The sequence below is a fragment of the Planococcus donghaensis MPA1U2 genome (assembly GCF_000189395.1).
GTDB classification, from domain to species: Bacteria; Bacillota; Bacilli; order Bacillales_A; family Planococcaceae; genus Planococcus; species Planococcus donghaensis_B.
Window position 1 is genome coordinate 12,491 of sequence record NZ_AEPB01000003.1, and the last position, 20,505, is coordinate 32,995.

The 20,505-nt window shown below is 39.7% G+C and carries 20 protein-coding genes; 4 read left to right on the forward strand and 16 right to left on the reverse strand.

What is annotated here, in order from left to right; translation table 11 throughout:
* Nucleotides 1-5: 5 nt before the first annotated feature.
* The 6 genes from GPDM_RS01290 to GPDM_RS01315 form a co-directional block, all read right to left on the reverse strand.
* Nucleotides 6-668: a Dph6-related ATP pyrophosphatase gene (locus GPDM_RS01290; RefSeq protein ID WP_008428162.1), complete on the reverse strand. Its 663-nt coding sequence runs from the start codon at nt 666-668 to the stop codon at nt 6-8.
* 150 nt (nt 669-818) lie between these two features.
* Nucleotides 819-2,201: a class II fumarate hydratase gene (fumC, locus tag GPDM_RS01295; RefSeq protein ID WP_008428163.1), complete on the reverse strand. Its 1,383-nt coding sequence runs from the start codon at nt 2,199-2,201 to the stop codon at nt 819-821.
* 82 nt (nt 2,202-2,283) lie between these two features.
* Entirely contained in the window at nt 2,284-3,783 is a 1,500-nt protein-coding gene (locus GPDM_RS01300) for a UDP-N-acetylmuramoyl-L-alanyl-D-glutamate--2,6-diaminopimelate ligase (RefSeq protein WP_008428164.1), read from the reverse strand.
* Nucleotides 3,784-4,015: 232 nt separating this feature from the next.
* Complete coding sequence (locus tag GPDM_RS01305; protein WP_008428165.1) at nt 4,016-4,567, reverse strand: NfeD family membrane protein; 552 nt, start codon at nt 4,565-4,567, stop codon at nt 4,016-4,018.
* 108 nt (nt 4,568-4,675) lie between these two features.
* Nucleotides 4,676-5,389: a hypothetical protein gene (locus tag GPDM_RS01310; RefSeq protein ID WP_008428166.1), complete on the reverse strand. Its 714-nt coding sequence runs from the start codon at nt 5,387-5,389 to the stop codon at nt 4,676-4,678.
* A 107-nt stretch (nt 5,390-5,496) separates the two neighbouring features.
* Nucleotides 5,497-6,027, reverse strand: coding sequence for a P-loop NTPase family protein (locus GPDM_RS01315; RefSeq protein ID WP_008428168.1), 531 nt, complete (start codon nt 6,025-6,027; stop codon nt 5,497-5,499).
* 237 nt (nt 6,028-6,264) lie between these two features.
* On the opposite strand from GPDM_RS01315, the gene GPDM_RS01320 reads away from it, so the two are divergent.
* Nucleotides 6,265-6,465 (forward strand): cold-shock protein, encoded by a 201-nt coding sequence (locus GPDM_RS01320; protein ID WP_006830093.1) that lies wholly within the window; start codon nt 6,265-6,267, stop codon nt 6,463-6,465.
* A 207-nt stretch (nt 6,466-6,672) separates the two neighbouring features.
* Here GPDM_RS01320 and GPDM_RS16605 read toward each other — a convergent pair whose 3' ends face one another.
* The 5 genes from GPDM_RS16605 to GPDM_RS01345 all read right to left on the reverse strand — a co-directional run bounded on the left by GPDM_RS16605 (nt 6,673) and on the right by GPDM_RS01345 (nt 13,415).
* Nucleotides 6,673-8,322, reverse strand: a complete 1,650-nt coding sequence (locus GPDM_RS16605; RefSeq protein ID WP_008428170.1) for a serine hydrolase — start codon at nt 8,320-8,322, stop codon at nt 6,673-6,675.
* Between the two features lie 140 nt (nt 8,323-8,462).
* Nucleotides 8,463-8,915 (reverse strand): hypothetical protein, encoded by a 453-nt coding sequence (locus GPDM_RS01330; RefSeq protein WP_008428171.1) that lies wholly within the window; start codon nt 8,913-8,915, stop codon nt 8,463-8,465.
* Nucleotides 8,916-9,151: 236 nt separating this feature from the next.
* Entirely contained in the window at nt 9,152-11,773 is a 2,622-nt protein-coding gene (locus GPDM_RS01335) for an MMPL family transporter (RefSeq protein WP_008428173.1), read from the reverse strand.
* Between the two features lie 3 nt (nt 11,774-11,776).
* Nucleotides 11,777-12,220, reverse strand: coding sequence for a MarR family winged helix-turn-helix transcriptional regulator (locus GPDM_RS01340; protein WP_008428175.1), 444 nt, complete (start codon nt 12,218-12,220; stop codon nt 11,777-11,779).
* Nucleotides 12,221-12,332: 112 nt separating this feature from the next.
* Nucleotides 12,333-13,415 carry an AI-2E family transporter gene (locus GPDM_RS01345; RefSeq protein ID WP_008428177.1) on the reverse strand — a complete coding sequence of 361 codons (1,083 nt, stop codon included), beginning with the start codon at nt 13,413-13,415 and terminating at the stop codon, nt 12,333-12,335.
* Nucleotides 13,416-13,558: 143 nt separating this feature from the next.
* Between GPDM_RS01345 and GPDM_RS01350 the strand changes: the two genes are divergently transcribed.
* The gene (locus GPDM_RS01350; protein WP_008428179.1) at nt 13,559-14,389 is read left to right on the forward strand and encodes an undecaprenyl-diphosphate phosphatase; all 831 of its coding nucleotides are present in this window, start codon (nt 13,559-13,561) and stop codon (nt 14,387-14,389) included.
* A gap of 41 nt (nt 14,390-14,430) precedes the next feature.
* On the opposite strand, the gene GPDM_RS01355 is transcribed toward GPDM_RS01350, so the two are convergent.
* From GPDM_RS01355 to GPDM_RS01365, 3 genes are all read right to left on the reverse strand, one after another.
* Complete coding sequence (locus GPDM_RS01355) at nt 14,431-15,558, reverse strand: CAP domain-containing protein (protein ID WP_008428180.1); 1,128 nt, start codon at nt 15,556-15,558, stop codon at nt 14,431-14,433.
* A 352-nt stretch (nt 15,559-15,910) separates the two neighbouring features.
* A complete protein-coding gene (locus GPDM_RS01360; protein WP_008428183.1) occupies nt 15,911-16,744 on the reverse strand; it encodes a DUF368 domain-containing protein in 834 nt (277 codons plus the stop codon).
* A 98-nt stretch (nt 16,745-16,842) separates the two neighbouring features.
* Nucleotides 16,843-17,913: an NAD(P)H-dependent flavin oxidoreductase gene (locus GPDM_RS01365; protein ID WP_008428184.1), complete on the reverse strand. Its 1,071-nt coding sequence runs from the start codon at nt 17,911-17,913 to the stop codon at nt 16,843-16,845.
* A gap of 136 nt (nt 17,914-18,049) precedes the next feature.
* On the opposite strand from GPDM_RS01365, the gene GPDM_RS01370 reads away from it, so the two are divergent.
* Nucleotides 18,050-18,310 carry a hypothetical protein gene (locus GPDM_RS01370; RefSeq protein ID WP_008428187.1) on the forward strand — a complete coding sequence of 87 codons (261 nt, stop codon included), beginning with the start codon at nt 18,050-18,052 and terminating at the stop codon, nt 18,308-18,310.
* A gap of 31 nt (nt 18,311-18,341) precedes the next feature.
* On the opposite strand, the gene GPDM_RS01375 is transcribed toward GPDM_RS01370, so the two are convergent.
* A complete protein-coding gene (locus tag GPDM_RS01375; RefSeq protein ID WP_008428189.1) occupies nt 18,342-19,193 on the reverse strand; it encodes a VOC family protein in 852 nt (283 codons plus the stop codon).
* Between the two features lie 130 nt (nt 19,194-19,323).
* Between GPDM_RS01375 and GPDM_RS01380 the strand changes: the two genes are divergently transcribed.
* Nucleotides 19,324-19,638 (forward strand): winged helix-turn-helix transcriptional regulator, encoded by a 315-nt coding sequence (locus tag GPDM_RS01380; RefSeq protein WP_008428190.1) that lies wholly within the window; start codon nt 19,324-19,326, stop codon nt 19,636-19,638.
* 101 nt (nt 19,639-19,739) lie between these two features.
* On the opposite strand, the gene GPDM_RS01385 is transcribed toward GPDM_RS01380, so the two are convergent.
* Nucleotides 19,740-20,501, reverse strand: coding sequence for an STAS domain-containing protein (locus tag GPDM_RS01385; RefSeq protein ID WP_008428192.1), 762 nt, complete (start codon nt 20,499-20,501; stop codon nt 19,740-19,742).
* Nucleotides 20,502-20,505: the final 4 nt, after the last annotated feature.

Genomic DNA, 20,505 nt, shown 5'->3' on the forward strand with positions numbered 1-20,505 from the left:
CACAATCACTCCTCTGAATGAAGTTTCACTTCCAATATCGCGTAATTTCCAAGTTTGATCTTTTCGCCAAATTGAACAGGTACCGGCTCTACAAAGATTGGGCCGTCGACGATAATCGTATGGAACTCCCCTTCTTCACCACACGCGTCGACACCGGCTGCTTCTAGCTCATCGATTAATTCGTGTGTAAACTCACGCCCTAAAAAGCGTTCGTCTAGTCGACTTGTATCCACAACCGTAATAACCGACTTAAATCCTTCTTCGATTAACTCGGTTAATAACGATTTGCGTGGTTCTTGCCAAAGTGGATGAAGGACGCCCATCTGTGCTTCAGCGCTCACCTTTTCAACCCAGTCTAAATGATCTTGCAAATCGATATCGCCATACACACCCATATCAATGTTTTGCGCTTTAAAGTTTTTCAGCTGCTCGATAAACTCTTTTTCATACCCCGACCAACTCGCTTTGCCGATGATTAATGGCAAACCCATACGTTCAGCTTGCGCTTCCATTACTTCTATGGGCAAACCGTGTGATCGTGATTTAGTCCCATCTTCTTCAAACATTGTAAATAACGCTAGCGGCACATACCCTTCTATTACTGCACGATAATAAGCTAACGCTGAATCTTTTCCGCCACTCCATGACATCACAAATGATTTTTGCATCATACACCTCTTTATTTTGCCGTTAATGTAACTAGTTCGCCATGACTCGGTTAAAACCCTTTAGTACTTGATAGTTTTGATAGTTAGAGTCGTGACCGTTATATCCTAAAATAAAAAAGCGACCGAAAAATATCGGCCGCTCTTTTTCTATTATTTGCCTACCATGTTTTCTGGTTTAACCCACTCGTCAAACTGATCAGCGGTTAAATGTCCGCTGTTTACAGCCGATTCTTTTAAGGTAGTGCCATCTTTATGTGCTTGTTTCGCAATTGCCGCAGCATTTTCATAACCAATATGCGGGTTTAATGCTGTAACCAACATCAATGAATTGCTAACGTGGTTTTGAATAATATCAAGATTTGCCTCGATGCCAATTGCACAATGATCATTAAAGCTATTCAAGCTATCCGTCATCAGACGAACAGATTGAAGGAAGTTATACGCAATAACCGGTTTGAAAACGTTCAATTCGAAGTTCCCTTGACTTGCAGAAAAGCCGATAGTTGCATCGTTACCCATTACTTGAGCTGCAACCATAGTCAACGCTTCGCTTTGCGTCGGGTTTACTTTACCTGGCATGATTGAGCTTCCAGGCTCATTTGCAGGAATTGTGATTTCGCCGATTCCGCTACGCGGACCACTTGCTAACCAACGTACGTCGTTGGCAATTTTCATTGCGTCTGCAGCTAATGCTTTGATCGCCCCATGCGTGTAAACCATTTCGTCATGGCTTGTTAATGCATGGAATTTGTTTTCTGCAGAAGTGAAGTTAGTACCTACTGCTTCGCTAATAAACTCAGCAACTGAAGGGCCAAATGTTGGATCAGCGTTGATACCTGTTCCTACAGCCGTTCCACCGATTGCCAACTCACGCATATACTCAACGCTTTCACGAATCATGCGCTCGCTCTTTTCTAGCATATGTCTCCAACCACTAATTTCTTGACCAAGCGTTAACGGTGTCGCGTCTTGCAAATGAGTGCGTCCAATTTTGATCACTCCATCAAATTTCTTCGCTTTTTCGTCTAACGTTGCCTTCAACTTTTGAACAGCCGGTACAAGGTTTTCTGTAACTGCTAAAACGCCCGCAACGTGCATTGCAGTTGGGTATGTGTCGTTTGAGCTTTGCGACATGTTTACGTCATCGTTTGGATGAAGCTTTTCGTCAGAATTTTGTTCTGCGAGGATTTCGTTTCCACGACGCGCTAGAACTTCGTTCATGTTCATATTCGACTGAGTGCCGCTCCCTGTTTGCCATACGACTAATGGGAAATGGTCGTTCCACTTGCCTTCAATGACTTCGTTTGCAGCAAGTTCTAGAGCTTTCATCTTCGCTTCAGACAATTTCCCAAGCTTATGATTAGCTTTAGCTGTTGCTTTTTTCAGTTGGGCAAAAGCCATAACAACTTCATGCGGCATACGCTCGGTACCAATTTCAAAGTTCTGCAAGCTGCGCTGAGTTTGTGCACCCCACATTTTATCTGTTTCAACTTGAATTTCACCAATGGTATCTTTTTCTGTACGATACTGCATTCCATTCACTCCAATTCTGATATATAAGTAACCTTCTCTTCTATTATAACCATATTCATCACCCAAAAAGCGATTTTTGTGGTTATAAACCGCTGTCGCTGTTACTGAAAAACTCTTCAATAATTGCTTCGTCAGAATGGGGAATATATTCTCCTTTGACGATTTGCGCACCGTTAATCGAACCACTAGATAACAAGATAATATCTTCCGGTCCACTTTCCTTTAAAGCGGCTAAAACAGCTTCACGTCGTGAATTCGCTGTGATGACTTGTTGTTTATAAGGCACTGTAAATCCTTTTAATACAGCATCAATGACGACGCTCGGTTCATTATCTCCAGGGTGGTCCACAGTTACGACAAGTACATCCGCTTTTCCTTCCGCTGCTTTTGCCATTTTCGGCATTTTCGAGAAATCGCGGATCCCGATTCCTGCGATCAACGCAATCAATCGGTTATGCGACAATTTCTTTACTTCATTCAGGACGGCTGATAATGCAACAGGCGTATGAGCATAGTCCAGAATAACTTTTCGATTGTCAGGACCTTGTATTACTTGAAAGCGCCCTTCGACTTGAGACATTTTTGGTAAAACAGTCACAATAGCTTCAATATTTTGACCTGACAATAGAGCGGAACCAATTGCTGCCGTTAAATTGGCTGCATTGTATTCACCGAAAAGAGGTACATGAATAGGCCAGCGTTCTCCTTTGTAATAAAGATCAAACTTCAACCCTGTATCTGAAGACTCACAAGCTGTCCAAATTAAATCCGCACCTGAGTCTACGCGGTTGCTGTACGTTAAATGAGGATAACTGATGACTTCTAATATTTCTTTTGCCATCCCTTTATCATCTACATTGACGACCGCTGCTTTAGACTGTTTGAACAACATTAATTTAGACTGAAGATAATGTTCAAATATCTTATGATATTCCAGATGTTCTTCTGAAATATTCGTGTGAATCGCGACATCAAAACGAATTCCTTCTACTCGCATTTGGTCTAAAGCGATAGAAGAAACCTCCATAGCTACTGCACGGTCTCCTTCTTCTACAAACCTTGCAAATATTTTGTGGAGGTCAGATGAAATTGGTGTGGTAGGCGTGCTCTTATAGAAAGGAATCTTGCCATCCATTCTTAAAATCCCAGTGGTCCCAATAAACCCACAGCCGATTCCAAGAAGATTAAACAAATTATAAACATATGTAGCTGTCGTAGTTTTCCCGTTGGTTCCTGTAACACCCACTTTGATCAACTCTTTTTGAGGCGAACGATAAAAGAAATCGGATAGGTAAGCAAGTGCTTCACGAACATTCGGTACGACTGCAAAAGAAAGATCTGGATGCTGCTTAGCATACTCAGCCAATAACAGCTGATTCGACCCAATTATTGTTGTCGCTCCGTTAGCAATAGCTTCACCGATATACAAATGTCCATCGGTATTTTCACCGGGCACACAAAAGAAAGCGCAGTCTTGAACAACTAACGTGGAGTTGTACTCGATTGAACTGAACGTTGAGTATTCTGGCCCGAATTGTAAAATAATAGGAAAAGAAGGGATGTTGCCGAGTTGTATATCCATTAAAAGGCTCCTTAGGAAAAAATTATGTCAAATACCTATGGTTTCACAGGAACGTGTATCATTATTCTATCATTTCCCTATGCTGCCGGAAACACTTTTAAACCAATCTTTCTGAAATGATGCTCTTTTCTGCATTTTTATTAATTCAAAAACCAACACTCAGAATTTGAGTGTTGGTTTTTAAGTGTCCTTTTTTTGTTAAGCTTTTTAATACCCGTTTTGTTTGTCTCTCTCAGATGTCATTTGCCCATTTTGTTTTTTCTCTAAAATCTAACGAGCCATAGATCTGCACGTAGAAAGTCCCTTCGCTCACTTCGACAATCATTACTTTTTCGTCTTGAGCAATAGCTTCGTTATTATAGCCCGCAGCTCGTCTTAAGATCACACCTGAATAAGTTTCGATGAGTACTTCTCCGTAGCCATCTTTAGGAATTGGAACGCTAACAGTAGCCACTTGTCCAGACAGGGATTCTTCCGAATGAGCACTGGTTGCAGAAGACACAGGCAATAAAATTAAAAAATATAGTAAAAGATCTAAAAATCCAGCAGCCAAAATAGAAATCCATAACACTGACCATTCGTTAAATGCTGTCGCTGTTTCCAATAAGAAACCAATCGCAGATCCGAACGTCACAAAGGCAAGGATGACAATTGGGCTGAATAGTGGCCAAGCAGATTTAAACTCTACAGCTTCTCCGAAAAACACACATAGGACTGTTAACGCACCTGCTACGAGTAATATGTACATATAAAGTTGTTCCATCGGCATACCAAATAGACCCATTCCAAAACCTCCCATCCTAGTAAATTACTTACCATCTCTCTTATTAATACGCTAAACGTTAAAGGAAGTTTCAGAATTCTAGAAATCCATTAAAAAAACCCATTCTTTTTACAGAATGGGTTTTGCAAATTGAAGCTCATGAAATCCATGTACTAGTTGGAATCCAATTCCTACATATCCTTCACTAAGCAATTGTTTTTGTTTTTCTAAATCATCCAATTTAACTGTAACGTGTTCTCGATAGTGAACATCTAATTTTTCTAAATCTTTGACGAGAATATAACGTTTCAATCCTTCATACTTTTCCTTTAAAGCTGCAATGTGCATAGATTGCATAAACTTATCTTTTAAACTCGGAATATTCATCGGTGCAACCGTACAGCAAATATAACGGAATTTCACTTCAAGATTGGGTAATTCTTTCATAATGACCTCGGCCAACTTCTGTTGAAGACGATTTCCCCGATATTCAGGAAGTACTACTGAAATTTCTTGATAAATAACTTTGTCGAACTCTTCTGGTGGTAGTCCAATATCCCACCCTAAGTGTTCTTCATCAATATCAGGAATTAACAATGCTCTAAAACCAATCAACTCTCCTTCAACATAAGCTCCCACCATAAGTCCGCGCTCGTTTAAGATAAACAAGAATTCTTCCGTTGTTAAAGCTTGTAGCGAAGTCTTTTCGGTAATAGACTCCATTACTTTCGCCTGAACTTTTTCAATTATAGGTAAGTCCTCTAAATACAAGCGCTTCATAGAAAAAGGTAGCTTTTTATGAAGCACTTGATTCGTGATCGTGCCTTCATACAGCAACTTCATCTCTCATTCTCCTCCGTCTGTTTATGTAGTTTTAGAATACCACTTCCATCTATGAACGTCTGTAAGTTTTTTAAATTAACTCATTAATTAAAAAACATTTATAAATATTAATCATTCTTTACTGCGACTCTATTTAAAAACTGATCTATTTCTTTCTGATTGCGCAATAGAAGAACTTGGTTGTAGGGATTTTCTTCTTTAAACTGTTCCATTCTTTTTCTCATCTTTGCTTTTCTTTCATAATATGTAGAAACGATAAATTTTAAGAAGGCTTTATCCAATTTTTCCGGACACCCTTCTCCTAAATCAGGACGGGTCTTCCCGTGATAGATGATTCGTCGTTTAACGACACGATACAAACAAACGACTAGAGGAAGCTCTAAATAAATAAGCGTATCTGCTCTTTGTTGCCGAATACTGTATGTGCTCGAGTAATTCCCTTCAATAATCCAATGCTCTTTCTCAACAAGCTTTTGCTGTTGAGCACTAAATTCTTCCTCACTGCTTTCCACCCATCCAGGCTTCCAAAAATACGCATCTAAATGATAAGCCGGGATCATGGTTCGCTCTGAAAGTTTTCTTGCAAAGCTTGATTTACCAGCTCCAGCAGATACTCCAAGCACCATAATTCTGTTCATATCTCGTCTCCCCTTACCCCATTTTTGTATAGTTTTTTCTTTATCATACACGTTCGATTTAACCTATACCAAAAAGAATATTTCATTTTCACTTGCAATATATGTATCCCCGTGTTATTCTAAGGAAGAATTATTTTTGTTCGGATAACTTTTTACGAAGTGTCAGATGTTCATCTGCAAGATTTGAGCAAGGATAGTAATACAATGTATGCTCACGCATACGAGGAGGAAATACACATGGAACAAGGTAAAGTAAAATGGTTTAACTCAGAAAAAGGATTTGGCTTCATCGAACGCGAAGGCGGCGACGATGTATTCGTACATTTCTCTGCAATCCAAAGCGAAGGCTTTAAATCACTTGACGAAGGTCAAGAAGTAACGTTTGATATCGAACAAGGCCAACGCGGTCTTCAAGCTACTAACGTACAAAAAGCTTAATCTAAAGCTAACTTGTCAATGAGCTCTTCTTCGGAAGAGCTCATTTTTTGTTCATTTTATAAAGCCGCGACCGAGGAAATTTTCTCCGGTCGCGGCTTTTCTTGTTAATTTAACATAAAATATAGCTGGAAAATCCCAAAAATCAAAGCACATACAACAATAGTGCTGATCGCAATCACTATCGCTAGTTTTTTCCCTGTCATACTTTCACTCCTTACCAATTTTCAATTCTTCAATGGTCTTCGCTAGCTCACCAGCCCCATCACTTCTATTCGATAACACCGTTAATACACTTTCCTCTGCTGCATAAAATAACGAGTGAAAACTAACACCTGGATCATAGCCCATAATGTGATATTTTGATGCACCATTTGCTTGCGTTTGAATCCAAAGCCCATACCCGTAATCACCATTGTTTCCAGTAGCATATACTTGAAGCATCTTTTGCAGCATACCTTCTGTTAACAATGTACCATCCATTAGATAATTCCAGAAGTTTGCCATATCATTTACCGTCACATAAGCACCGCCATCTGCTCCACCGCGAACGGGAATAGCGTACTGATTGGTTCGCCACTCTCCCTCTTCTTCTATATAGCCAAATGCCGTTTGCCCTGGCAAGCGGTCTAAGCGGAAATACCCCGAATTTTGCATCCTAGCAGGCTCAAAAATGCGTGCTGTTACCACGTCCACAAACTCTTTTCCTGTTACATTCTCAATAACTAACCCAAGGGCAATATACCCCGCGTTATTATAGTGAAACTTTTCCCCAGGTTCAAACATCATTGGTAACTCTTTAAATAACGGGATAAAATCTGAAGTTGTCTGCATTCCATACATTGGTCGTTGTTTCCATAAATCTTCGTAATCGCTCATTACCTGTTCATCAAAATAGTCTGGGATACCCGATGTATGTGTCAACAATTGATGAATTGTCACGTTAAAGTGAGGAAATGTCTCCGGCAGTAATTGTGACAACTGATCTTCAAAGCTAATTTTCCTTTCTTCTACCAACTGACAAACAACTACAGCCGTAAAAAATTTGCTACCGGAGGCAATACCAAATCTTGTATCAATCGCATTCGGTCGCTCATTAGCACGATCAGCAAATCCCCTCGCCATAGCCCACGGTTCTTTTATCGCTAAATAAGCAACTCCCGAGAAGTTCGTTTGCTCCATCTTATCTAGTATGGGATTAGCTGACTTTTCTTGTTGAAATCGACCTTCGCCTGTTATGTTAATTCGGCGACCATCAGTTAGTTCAATCGATAATGGATGAGTTTCACTTTTTTGTTTAGAAAAATACCAAATCCGCTTTGGTGCCACCAAAAGGATAAAAGCATGTCCACGGCCAAGAAAGTTTAGCGAATCTACTTCTATCCCTTTACTGCCTCTGACTGGAATATCCATGTCCTCAATTAATTCACCAACTTCTTCAACATAGGGCGTGGTAATACTCACTTCACTAATGTTAAGAATAGAATCCACCGTAAAATTGCCCATACGATCCACACTTCGACGTGCTATAAATTCCACTACATTTCCCGCTGGATCCTGAAAGTAAAACGCATCCGCATCAAAATTTGCGTAGAAGACTTCATCCATTCCTTCTTGGCGATTTAATGTCACGCGTTCACTCGTCCAAGATTTAGCAAGAGTAAATTGGTTTCCCGGTATATTCAGCGCAAAATGGTAAACAGCTGCCTTTTCGGATTCCCGAAAGACCAATTGGGAATCTCCCATCGACAATGTAAAACTGGTGTCATCTTCTTCAACAATTCGGAAGCCTAATTGGTATTCATAGAAACCTTTCATGTCTTCTAATTGATTTGTATACAAGATCACCTTTTTAAACATGCCCCTCACTCCTCTTGCCATAAGCATACCGAAAATCCAAATCTTTTTCCTCTTTTAACCACAAAAAAGAAGCCCAAAGGCTTCTTTTTGTGGTTGCTATACGTGTATCCAAAAACATATGTTCAGCAACTCACGATTCGTTATTTCTTTTCTTTAAAGCCTTGGTCGATCAAGTAGTCTTCAGCGTTATCAAACGTTCCGAAGCTTTCTTCTAAGTTTTTGCCTGTGTAGATATTCCAAAATGGCTCTTCATAAACCAAGTCCAATTTTTCATTGTCGCGATTAACCCACGTTTTATCATATGGTGGTTCTGGTTCTAACGACAAATAATCCAATGCATCTGCAAGAACACTGCGTAATTCTTTTTCAGAGAAATCACGAATGTTTACAAAGCCTTTTTTGTCTACTTCATATTGTGGTAAGTTGCCAACATACACAAAACCGTTACCTGTCGGATGCAAATGATAGACCACTATTTTCTTATCGTACAAGCTTTCTTCAAAATGAAAATTTACACGTTTCATCGATACGTCTTTTCTCGTTAGCTCTGGAAAAGACTCAATAATTTCAAGCTTTTGTTCAAATGTTAACAATTTCATTACCTCTTTCCATAATTTCATTTATTCATCAAAAATCTTAGGAAAATCCAAGACATAAACCACAAGCGATACACAAAAGCTCGCAGAAATATATAAGTACACCCATTTCACATTTTTAATTACCACTCAGTATACCACGCTTAGCCTAATCCCACATCCATAGAAAAAAGCTGCGTGAACGCAGCTTTTCTTCATGTTCTTTTTTGCTCAATAAGATTTCTTTGTAGCACTCACTTATTTCTTTTGCCAAACGGCCACCAAACACCGCGGTCAAAGGACACGGAAATTGCTGGGATTAATAATGGTAAGACAATCAATCCGTATAACAGTAAGCCTGTAATAACAATGGTCGCAATTTGCACAAGGCTCAGGACACCTGATGGCATCATAGCACCGAAAGTACCTGCTAGGATGATGGCAGCTGTAATGATAACTGTTCCCATTTTTGCCATCGAGATACGCATAGCATCGCGAACGGTAACTCCGTTAAAGGATTCTTCCCGGAAACGATCTAGCAAGAAAATCGAATAGTCGACACCTAGTGCTACTAACATGACAAAACCGAAGAACGGCACTGCCCAGCTAATGCCATCAAAGCCTAAACCGTTCACAAAGATCAACTCTGCAATCGCAATTGCTGTGTAATACGTCAGTAATAGCGAACCAATCATATACAAAGGCATGATCAATGAACGGAATAAAATCGCCAAGATGACAAATAAACTAATCAACATAATGATGACTGTAGTTGAAAAGTCATTAGAAGATACATCTTGTAAATCACTGTTAATACTTGAAATTCCACTAAATGCGATTTCCGCTTTTTCCAGTGGCGTTCCTATTTTAGTGCGTTCTACTGTTTCTTTTATTTCAGTTGTAACGCCAATTGCTTCAGGAGAATACGGATCTTCTGACAAAATTACTTCCATCATCATTCCCGTACCATCTGCAAACGAATACCGATCTACTACTTGTTCAAAATTTTCACTTTCTAATGTTCCTTCTGGAATATACAATCCCGTATCACGTACCGCTTCGCTATCGCTCATTTCTTGCATCATCTCAACAGCTTCCGTTAAACCGGATTCAATTTCAGCAAGCCCTTGGTTTGATGCACCTACACCTTCTGCTAATTGGGTTAAGCCCGCACTTAGTTCAGCTGTTTGCCCCGCTGCTCCAGCTAAGCCTTGTTGAATTTCAGCCAAGCCACCGCTGATTTGTGTTAATGCACCTACTGTTTGAGGAATATTCCCCGTTTGTTGAAGCCCTTGTGAGACTTGCCCCAATTGTTGATTGATTTGACCAAGCCCCTCAGCAGCTTCTGATAACCCTGCAGAGTTTCCAGCTTGTTCGCTAATAGCCGTTAAGTTGGTTTGAACTTCTGTCAGCCCTGCTTGCACCTCACCTAGTCCATCACGTGCATCGCCAAGCCCATCAGCTAATAACCCTAACTGTTCGTCTACATAAAGTTCGTTAATAATGTCACCTGTTGGGCGTGTAATTGACCGAACCGTTTCGACACCTTCAATTTTTTCAATTTCTCTACTTAACGCTTCAAAATAAGGAACTGTTTCTCGGCTAGTCAAAGTTTCGTCCGATTTCACAATTACTTGAACCGGTAACGAATCTCCTTTTCCAAAACCTTCTTCAATCGCATTTAATCCTTTTACAGATTCATACTCTGAACCAATCTCATCCACTGTGTTAAAAGATAAAGAATTATCATACGTAAACAGCAATGGCACCGTGATTAAAGCTACAACAAGTATAGATAGCAACGGACGATTGATCGACAATTTGCTCATCCAAATCCATAACTTGCTGTCTCTATGGGAAGCTGATTTTTTCGCTGGCCAAAATAGTTTTTCTTTTAACAACGCCATAAAGAATGGAACGATTGTATAGAGCACGATCAGCAAGACGAATATTCCAACTGCGACCGCAACAGCCGATTTGAAAATCGGGAATTCTGCAAAACCGATTGCGAAGAACCCGACAAATACAGCTGCTCCACTAATCAACAACGTTCTACCCGCCGTTTTGTATGTGTTAATAATCGATTGTTCGACATCATGTCCAGCTGCTAATTCTTCTTTATAACGGCTTAATAACAAAATACAATAATCTGTCCCAATACCGAACAAAATCGCTACAAGGAAGATTTGCGTATAGTTTGAAACTGGGAAGCCAAACCAATCAATGAAAAATGCTACAAGCGATTGACTTAATAAATAAGTAATTCCGACTGCTACAAGAGGGATAAACGGTGTCACAATTGAGCGGAATACAGCAAGTAGTAAACCAAAAATCAAGACAACTGTAATGATTTCTGTACGTTGCAATCCTTCTTGCGCACTAACATTCACATCATTGTTTATAATCGCTTCTCCTGTTATATAAACCGTTAACTCGTCAGGGATAATCGTATTTCTAATTTCATCGGCAACTATATTTACTTCTTCATCCGTACCATCAACTGTAATCGGCATCAAAACGGTTTGTTGATCTTCTGAAATTAGTTGTTCTTCGAGTTCTTTGCTTTCAACAGGATTTAATACACTCGTTATCGGATCACCCAATGCTTCGATGTCCGTCACCATTTGCTCTAGTATTTGACGCGTATCGTCTGTAACTTTACTTTCTAACGGCATAACCAGTGATATCGTTTGTTCAGCCGCATCCGCATCACTTAATATTTGTGAAGCAATTTGTGAAGAGGCTTCGTCTGATAACTGAAACGAACCTGCTTGTTCTGCTTGCTCTGTTAAATTAGGCGCTAACAAGAATAAAGCCACCGTTAATACGATCAAGCCAATCGCAATCGGCCATTTAAATTTTAATATGCTATGCATGCGTTACACTCCGTCCATCTTTATGATTGTTTTTAACTTGCGGAAAATGGTTAAAAACTGCTCGATTTCCTCATCTGCGATATTTTCAGACAGTAGCTTCTCAAGATAATCCGCCAATACTTGATCTAGTTCTTCAATAATTGCCTGTCCTTTATCCGTAAGCTCTAATAATTTCTCACGTTTATCTGTAGTATGTACCACTTGTATCACATTTTTTTGAAGCAGTTTCTTGATTCGACTGGAAATTGCGCTTTTATGTACAGCTTGCAATACCGCCAATCTCGCTGAAGTAATTTGTTTTTCTGAACCAATCAGCTTTAACATTTGAATTTGCTCAGGTGAATATTCTTTCCACAAAGGATGGTCGACCGACTTGATCACCCTTTCTGTTCCATAAACCAATACTTCTTGAAAAAGATCTACCGCTTCTTTTATTCGTCCATCCAAAATAGTATACCCCCTAAACTAATAGTATTAGTTTAGGGGGTATACCTTTTGTCGTCAAGTTACTTTGTTTATTCTATAGAAAAAACCTGTGAACAAAGTTCACAGGTTTAGCTTATTCAATATCACGCGTAGCCGTATTGCGGATTTCAATGCGTCGTGCATAAACATTTTTCGCAATGGTTTTAATAACCGCATAAACCGGAATCGCTAATATGATTCCCCATAACCCTGCGATATTTCCTGCCGCTAAAATCAAGGTAATGACCGTCAACGGGTGAACATCAAGCGATTTCCCCATCACGTTTGGCGTAATGAAGTTGCTTTCAATTTGCTGTGCAACTAGCATAATTATTCCTACATAGACAGCTTTAATAGGGTCTTCTACAAGCGCAATAAGAATAGCGGGCACAACCGCAATATACGGTCCTAAAAATGGAATGACGTTTGTAGCCATACCGATTAATGCCAATAAGAGCGCATAGTCTAGCCCGATTATTAAATAACCAATTAGCAGCATAATCCCAACTAAAAAGCTAACAAACAACTGACCTTGAATATACGCTTGTAAGGTATCATCAATGTCATGCAAAGTTTTACGAATCCACCCTTTTCGTTCCCCTGAGAAGAAACCAGAAACAAATGGAACAAATTTTTTATGGTCAACTAATAAATACACAAGGAAAAACGGGACTAATACTAATGTAATGATACCAGACACGAAACTACCGATAAAGGAAACGACCCATCCTCCAACATCACCTAGTCGATCCCCAATTTGACCCGTCATGCCATTTAACTGTTCTTCAATTGAATCTGGCAGGCGTTCACGTTGATCGAATATATATTGAGCTGACTCTTCAACACTTTGAATGATCTCTGGTGCATTATCTACTAATGCATTAATTTGATCTGTCACAATCGGACCAATCATGATGAAAAATAGATAAAATACTAAGATGATCGATAATAAAACTGTCAGAACCGCAGCCCACTTTGGAAACTTTCTCTTCATCAAGAAATTCAAAACCGGTCTTGTTAAATAGAACAAGACGCCTCCTAATAATAACGGGACAAAAATCGTACCCGCAATAATAAATAAAGGATCAAAAATTCCTTGTACTTCAATAAATAAACGAATGATGACTAGAGTTAGAATAACTCCTATCCCAACTTGAAACCAAAGCTTGTTCGTCAAGCGTGTCACTACCTTTCTTTTCATTAATATACACAGTTTACCATGAAAATATGGTATTATATTTTTTATGTTGTTTTGAATTTATTGAGTGAAAAACTCACTGCTAGATAACTAGATGAACGAACATTGGAGGACTTGCACAAATGGACCAATTATGGCTTACCATTAAATTTTTGCTTCTTGGATTATTTCAAGGACTTACTGAACCCATTCCGATTTCTTCAAGCGGACACTTATTAATCGCACAATATTTTTTGGATGTACAAATTGAAGGAAGCGTTTCAACATTCGCTTTACTCGTTAATAGTGCATCGCTAATTGCAGTTTTAATCATTTACCGCGAAGACATTCAACGCCTTGTGATAAACGGGTTAAAATATTTCACCGTGAAAAATGCCGAAACAAAACGCGACTTCATGTTTATTGTTTACCTTGTTGTTGCAACGATTCCTGCAGCAGTTATCGGTTTATTGTTCCAAGACACGATTGATGATAACTTATCAACTATCGTAACAGTTGGTTTGACCTTGATCATCACAGGTTTTGGTCTGTGGTGGATTCGCAATATGCGCGGACAACGAAAAGATGGCAGTATGACAATGAAAGATGCGATTATCATTGGTGGTGCCCAAGCGGTAGCTCTTATTCCTGGAATCAGTCGCAGTGGTGCTACAATTGTCGCAGCGATGGCAAGAGGCATCAACCAGGAAACCGCATTGCGCTTTTCTTTCTTATTATTTATACCAGTTAGCCTTGGTGGTGCAGTTCTCAGCATTTCGGATATCCTTAACGATGATAATTTAGCTACGATGGCGATTCCATACGTAATGGCATTCTTAGGCTCACTAGTCGCTTCATACTTCTCATTAAAATGGTTTATGAACATTATGGCAAAAGGACAATTAAAGTATTTTGCGATTTACTGCTTTATCGTCGGTCCACTTGTTGTATTGGCATGGCTCATATTAAATTAATCAAAAAGGCAGGCTGTCAGTTTATTGACAGCCTGCCTTTTCTATCGATTAAAGAAATTAGCCGTATAATACGGTTGATTTTCTTCATTAAATGCAGTTCCTACTCCTAAAAACCCGAAGTCTGGTTTCACAATATTTTCGCGATGTCCTAAAGAATTCATCAATCCTTCATGAGCAAATACACTACTATACTGGCCATACGCCAAATTTTCACCTGCTACATAAAAGCTAATCCCGTCCTCTTTCATGCGATCAAAAGGAGATTGTCCAGCTAGGTTCGTATGGCTGAAATATTGATTTTCGGCCATATCCTCACTGTGCTTCCGAGCCGTCGTTCTGGTTTCACTATCCCACTTTAATAACGGTAGCCCTCGTTGAATGCGAGCTGAGTTAGTCAATTCAAAAAGCAAGTATTCATAGCCTTCTTTCAACTTCTCATCCGACTCTGCATATATTTCAGGCCTTAGTTTTTCCAGTTCTTCATCTATTACTTGTACGGCTGTTACGGTATCTCCTTCGTGTATATCATAAAAAATGGTTGTATACGTACTATCCGTTTTAAACACATCATATTCATCACGGGTATCAAGTATATATTGAACATTTCCTTTTTGGAGGCTTTTGAGTGGAGTGCCAAGGGCGGAACGGACTTCGGACTTAGTGGAATCCATCGTAATCCCTTCCTTCGAAGAAAACAAATCTTGGTTAGTAAACATACCATTCACCAATCCATCTTGATCATAAGACAACAAAACATAGTTCTGAAAATCTTGATGATAGCTGTGCCAATCGGTTCCATACTCGTTGCGCATCAAACGTAGCGGCAATCCCACTTTTTCTTGAGCGTCTTCTTTACTCATTCCAAGCGTTACATTATGAACGGCAAACAAAGACTCCGTTTCAACTAGTTCAGGTTTTGCCACAGCCTCTGGCACCTCTGCTGTTTGAGAAACAATAAACGATTGCAGCTGTGCACCTACGCGCACAGTGAAATCTCGGGCTTCATCTATCACTTGCGTTACTTCTGAATTTCCTGCGATATTATCAACTGCAACGTCAATAGAATCCAAAAATCCTAAATCGACATATTTACCAACGGGCTCTTCCCAAATCGGGCGCGCAAAAAAAACGGCCAGCAACACAACAAACCACCAAAAAACTTTTCGCACACGCATCACCTCTTACTCTATAGTTTAAAGGCAACTCACCCATCCACAAAGCAAAAAGGCTTTGTACAAGAAAAGCGTAAGCGCCCATCTAGCTTCGACGGGCATAAGACACTCTGACAGAGCGGCGTTCTTTGCCGCACAGTCGGAGGGGCTTATGACCCTAGAAGCTGGGCGCTGGAGCTAGACAACAAGAAAAGCGTAAGCGCCCATCTAGCTTCGACGGGCATAAAGCACATAATTTTATCCATTCAAAAAGAGGTGCCATCATCAATGATGGCACCTCAGACTGTTGAAAGATTCCGCTGGAGAAGGTTCTTCTTTTTAAGGTAAAAAAGAAAGCTCTTTTACTTCATCAAACTTCTTCTGTAATAGCTGTTTTTCGAGGTGAACTAAATAATAATGTAAACGAAAGCCCAAGTCCAAACGTTACTAGACTCGTAATCAACGTAGTTGGATCAGACGAAAACCCTGGGAAAACGACAAACAATGACCCGATAATCAGTCCGATAATAGCTGCGTAAGTAACATAAGTAAAATGTTGAAGTAAATATTGAATTGCCTTACTGCTGACGATAAATCCAACGATGACGCCAGAACCGATTGCGAACACAACCGGAATGTTTAATGTGGATAATGCGTTGATTGCAGTTGAATATACACCCAATAACAGCAAAATAAACGAACCACTAATTCCCGGTAACAACATCGCCATACTCGCCAGCCAACCCGAGAAAAACAACATAAAGAAAACTGGTACAGTAAGCGATGTAATTGGCGCTAAGTCTTCCTCTGTCGGAATAAAAGCAGTAGCTGCCAACGCCGCTCCAATAACCAATAAAATAATCACGTGTCGTGGAGTAAAGTTCTTTTTAACTTCAGCCTGCTTCATGATATACGGAATAACTCCGATGATTAATCCCATGAAGAAAAATTGAGTCGCTTCATGATGTTGTTCTAGTAAATATTCGATCACACGGCTAAATAATAAAAGAGTGATGACGATTCCTATGCCAAGAGGCACTAAAAATCCAAGTTGTTTTTTCCAGTTACGACTAAAAAATCCGCTAATGGCTTCTAACAAACGATCATAAATCCCTAAAATAAACGCAATTGTACCTCCGCTTACCCCTGGGATCAAATCACTGATTCCCATCAAGATGCCACGGTATATATTCTTCCATTCCATTCGTCTAATCTCCTCGTTTTAAAAATCACTTGTATTAGTATAGCATGTGCTTATTGGAAACTCGAGCTTCACTCTGACCATTTTTTAGTCTAAAAATCTTAGGCTAGCACTTCTTTCGCTTCTTTCAAAATCTCTTGAACAATTTCAGCAGCAGCTTTTTCTTCAGTCAAACTACGCGTAGACTGCCCTGCCCACAATGACATAAATTCTGGATTGCGTAATTTTGCAGCAGCGGCACGAATATCTTTTGTAAGTGTATTTTGAGAAGGAAAAGGCAAAGGCGCAACGCCACTTTGTTCAAATTCACGGATAAAGCGATTGGCAATGCCCCGGGCAGGTCTTCCGGAAAAACTTTTCGTTATTACTGTGCTTTCCTCATTACTGTCTAATATCGCTTGCTTATAAATTGCATGCGCTCCTGATTCTTTAGCAGTAACAAACCGAGTACCAATCTGAACTCCTTGTGCACCAAGCGCAAGCGAAGCAATTAATCCGCGACCATCAACAATACCGCCGGCTGCGATGACCGGAATCTTTATTGCATCTACTACTTGTGGAACTAAAGATATGGTGCCAATCTGTGCACCGAATGAATGTTGAGCGAGTGAAAACGTACTGCGATGACCCCCAGCTTCACTTCCTTGAGCTACGACTGCATTTGCCCCAGATTTTTCAGCTAGTATCGCTTCTTCTACTGTAGTAATCATTACGACAGTTTTAACTTGTCGTTCTTGCACGGTAGTCATTTGCTCTTTAGAGAAGCAACCAAAAGCGGCACTAATAATCGGTACACCTTCCTCAATACAAATATCAAATTGCTCTGCGCTCCAATTAGGTGACGAATATGCGGACTCAAGGTTGCGAATTGCTAACTCTGAACGAAAAGGGCTTAATACTTTTTGCACTTCCGCTAACCGGCTAAAGTCGTCTTGTTCCGCAGAAGCGAAAATATTAACAGCAAACGGTTTGTCCGTGTTCGCCTGAATTTCCTTAATTGCTTTTCGCAGTGCATCCGGTGCCATGTATGCTGCGCCTAAAGTTCCGAGCCCTCCTGCATTACTAACTTCAACTACTAATTCTACGGTTGTTGGCCCACCCGCCATCCCCGCTTGAACAATCGGATACTCAATTTCAAACAACTCACAAATTTTTGTTTGTAACGAAAACATACATACTCCCCCTTTGTTTCGTTAAATATTGTCATTGTTCTCAGTATCTCGCAAACGACAATATGCAGCAACAGGGAACTTTTTATCGGGTGCCACGTTCTTTATACTAACTACACACAAGAAGGCGGGATTTACTATGAAGGGATTCCTTTCACTTTTAGGTATCACTTTAGTCGCAGGGGCATGTGGATTAATCCTTTTGACTTTTTATAACAACCCTTTAGAAAAAGCAATTAGCCAAGAAAGCATGCACGCATATATCGAAACACGTCAAAACAAGAATTTAGAAATCCCTCTAAAAAATCAAGTACCCACCAAAATTCCAGAGCAAGCAGCCTTTACAACTACAGCTTATATGTCGATAGATAATAGTTGCGAAAGTGTCTCCTCCAAATAATAAAAGCCGACTCAATTGAGTCGGCTTTTATTTAGTAAACACATAAACGAATGGAATTTCCTGAAGGGTCTTTCACTTCCCAATAATCATCATGATGCGCAATCTCTATTCCTGCTGAATCGAGATTTTCAGCGATTTTGTCACGATTCTCATTTTCCATCAGTAACGTGTAATAATTTAATCCTGCTTCTTTTTCAGGAAGTGCTGGAATCCCTTTGCCGTTCCAAACATTCATCCCAATGTGGTGATGGTATTTTTGATCTGCTAGAAACAAAGCTTGCGCACCTAGAGTTGAGACTACTTCTAAGCCAAGTACATTTACATAGAAATTTTTAGCTTTTTCTAAGTTGGACACGTGTAAATGAATATGTCCCATCACAGTTTCAACTGGTAAACCGTTCCAAGACTGTGAAGAGTTTTTTGCTCTTTCAACCAATCCTGGAACGTCAATCGGCTCAACCGCCATTAAAACTGCATCGTCACTCCAACTCCATTGCTCATGATCCCGGTCCCGATAGATTTCAATGCCATTGCCTTCTGGATCCGATAAATACAACGCTTCGCTAACTAAGTGATCTGCAGAGCCTAGTTGAATTTCTTGCTGATGAAGATGAACTAGCATCTTTCCTAAAGATTCTCTCGAAGGTAATAATATCGCGAAATGATACAGCCCTGCATAACGTCCTTGTTTGGGGATGAGTCCTACAACCGCCTCGAGTTCTACCAACACTTTACTGCCAACACCTAGACTTACTTTTTCTTCTTCTTCTGAAATAACTTCAAACCCTATTACATTTTCGTAAAACTGCTTCATTTTCAGAATATCCACTACTTTCAACCCCACTTTTCCTACATGAGTGACCGGTCTTTTATGAAATTCCATGTACATTCCTCTTCTCTTTTAGTTACTTTATGTAACCTATTATATTTAGTATACAAACAAATATCAAGTAACTCAATTCTTTTAAAGCACCCAATTGATGTGCTATGATTAAAGAAAAGGAGTGATAAGTATGGACACTTCCGTTATTTGCCCTCGCTTTGAGACAGCAATTTCTCTACTTAGTCAACGATGGACCGGACTCATTATTTACCAACTGTTATCTGGCCCCCAACGCTTTAGCCATTTAACAGAAGTAATTGGCATTAGTGGTCGGTTATTATCCGAACGTCTAAAAAATTTGGAAGTACAAGGGTTGGTCACACGAACCGTTTACCCTGAAACACCCGTACGAATTGAATATGCTTTAACGGAAAAAGGTTATTCTTTGAAACCCGTTATGGACGAAATTCAAAATTGGTCGCAAACTTGGGTAGATCCTGTTTAAACAAGTAAAGAAAATACACATAAATAGCTAAGACCACTTCCACCATCGCAACTTTATTTCATAAAAAGAAGCTTATCCAAACTTACTGGATAAGCTCTTTTTTATTGGTTTTGCAAGTGGATGATGTGCTTTAATCCTTCATGGGTGGTACTGAATATTGGATTATTGCGATCCAATTGCACAATAGACATAGCTAGTTTCGGACTGATTCCAACTAGAATGCATGTAGCTCCTATTAAATCTAGAGTGTCCGTCATCATTTGAATTTGATGTCGAATTTGATCTTCAAATTCTTTAATCCCACTTAAATCAATCAACACATACTCGATTTGTTGTTCAGCACATCTCGTTAAAATCGTAGCGATTAAGTGATCTGTACGACTTTTATCAAATGCGCCAATCAATGGTACCGCAATCGTTTTATCCCAAACATTTAAAATAGGAATGGATAATTCCTTTATTAATTGCTCATTGCGTTGTTGTTCCGCAGCTTGCGTAGTAACATCCATTAACATTACAATATACCCTTCTGGTTCATCGCTATCACTTAGAATCGGGGTTACTACAATATCAGCCATCACTTGGTTACGAATCGATATGCGTGTCCGGTGAGTTCCGTTTAATTTTTTCATAACCGTTTTTTGATGCTGCGGATTTTTATGGAAAGCATCCATACTCTCTCCAATTATCTCTCTACAATCTGACAACCCATACATAGGAGCTACTTGGTTTAGTAATCGACATGCTTCAGAATTCATCCACCTAATGATATAAGAACTATCCGCAATAATAATTGTTTCCCCAATAACATCAAGGGCGGTTAATACGTGTATGTTTTCTGGAATTTTCCCAATCGCCGGCATATGC

Bases quoted from the DNA above. Each gene is read 5' to 3' on its own strand.
- GPDM_RS01365 (WP_008428184.1), bottom strand. From the start codon at position 17,913: ATGTTTTCGTTACAAACAAAAATTTGTGAGTTGTTTGAAATTGAGTAT.
- GPDM_RS01305 (WP_008428165.1), bottom strand. From the start codon at position 4,567: ATGGGTCTATTTGGTATGCCGATGGAACAACTTTATATGTACATATTA.
- GPDM_RS16605 (WP_008428170.1), bottom strand. From the start codon at position 8,322: ATGTTTAAAAAGGTGATCTTGTATACAAATCAATTAGAAGACATGAAA.
- GPDM_RS01310 (WP_008428166.1), bottom strand. From the start codon at position 5,389: ATGAAGTTGCTGTATGAAGGCACGATCACGAATCAAGTGCTTCATAAA.
- GPDM_RS01335 (WP_008428173.1), bottom strand. From the start codon at position 11,773: ATGCATAGCATATTAAAATTTAAATGGCCGATTGCGATTGGCTTGATC.
- GPDM_RS01360 (WP_008428183.1), bottom strand. From the start codon at position 16,744: ATGGAATGGAAGAATATATACCGTGGCATCTTGATGGGAATCAGTGAT.
- GPDM_RS01350 (WP_008428179.1), top strand. From the start codon at position 13,559: ATGGACCAATTATGGCTTACCATTAAATTTTTGCTTCTTGGATTATTT.
- GPDM_RS01385 (WP_008428192.1), bottom strand. From the start codon at position 20,501: ATGCCGGCGATTGGGAAAATTCCAGAAAACATACACGTATTAACCGCC.
- GPDM_RS01315 (WP_008428168.1), bottom strand. From the start codon at position 6,027: ATGAACAGAATTATGGTGCTTGGAGTATCTGCTGGAGCTGGTAAATCA.
- GPDM_RS01300 (WP_008428164.1), bottom strand. From the start codon at position 3,783: ATGGATATACAACTCGGCAACATCCCTTCTTTTCCTATTATTTTACAA.
- GPDM_RS01375 (WP_008428189.1), bottom strand. From the start codon at position 19,193: ATGGAATTTCATAAAAGACCGGTCACTCATGTAGGAAAAGTGGGGTTG.
- GPDM_RS01320 (WP_006830093.1), top strand. From the start codon at position 6,265: ATGGAACAAGGTAAAGTAAAATGGTTTAACTCAGAAAAAGGATTTGGC.
- GPDM_RS01290 (WP_008428162.1), bottom strand. From the start codon at position 668: ATGCAAAAATCATTTGTGATGTCATGGAGTGGCGGAAAAGATTCAGCG.
- fumC (WP_008428163.1), bottom strand. From the start codon at position 2,201: ATGCAGTATCGTACAGAAAAAGATACCATTGGTGAAATTCAAGTTGAA.
- GPDM_RS01380 (WP_008428190.1), top strand. From the start codon at position 19,324: ATGGACACTTCCGTTATTTGCCCTCGCTTTGAGACAGCAATTTCTCTA.
- GPDM_RS01370 (WP_008428187.1), top strand. From the start codon at position 18,050: ATGAAGGGATTCCTTTCACTTTTAGGTATCACTTTAGTCGCAGGGGCA.